Genomic DNA, 417 nt, shown 5'->3' with positions numbered 1-417 from the left:
AGATCAGCCACCCCGGCCGATAGCTCCCGTTGGCTGGCCATCTGCTGCCAACTGGTGAGCAGAGCGGTCGGCATCGCCATCAGATCAGCTAGCTCCTGGGTGCGGGACGCGGCGCGATCGGCCAAGCCGCGCACCTCGTCGAGGCGACGGTTCGCCTCCGACATGGCTTCCTCCACAGCCCGAGAAAGGTCATCGATAGCGGGGAGGGCACGTTGCCAACCGTCCACCTCGGCCCACAGCTCGGAAACAAAGCTGCGGGTCGACTCGACCTGGACGTGGGCCACCGCCAGCCGGAAACTCGTGAGATCCGCGCTAGTGGCCATGGCGTCGAGGTCAGCGACTACCCCGTTGACCAGCGGCGCTATCTCGGCGTCCATCCGGCTCCACAGGGTGAGGACGGTCACCAAGGGCCGCAAC

1 protein-coding gene is annotated in these 417 nt (G+C 66.7%); it reads right to left on the bottom strand.

Translation table 11 applies throughout. The features are described 5' to 3' along the window. Positions 1-377: hypothetical protein (locus ACLFKU_RS44270; protein ID WP_410853461.1), on the bottom strand; the 377-nt coding region annotated here is incomplete at its 3' end. Positions 378-417 lie beyond the last annotated feature (40 nt).

The sequence above is a fragment of the Paraburkholderia sp. EG304 genome (genome assembly GCF_046543485.1).
GTDB lineage: Bacteria > Pseudomonadota > Gammaproteobacteria > Burkholderiales > Burkholderiaceae > Paraburkholderia > Paraburkholderia youngii.
Note: the sequence above shows the minus strand (reverse complement) of the source record. Positions and strands in the feature narration are given on the sequence as shown.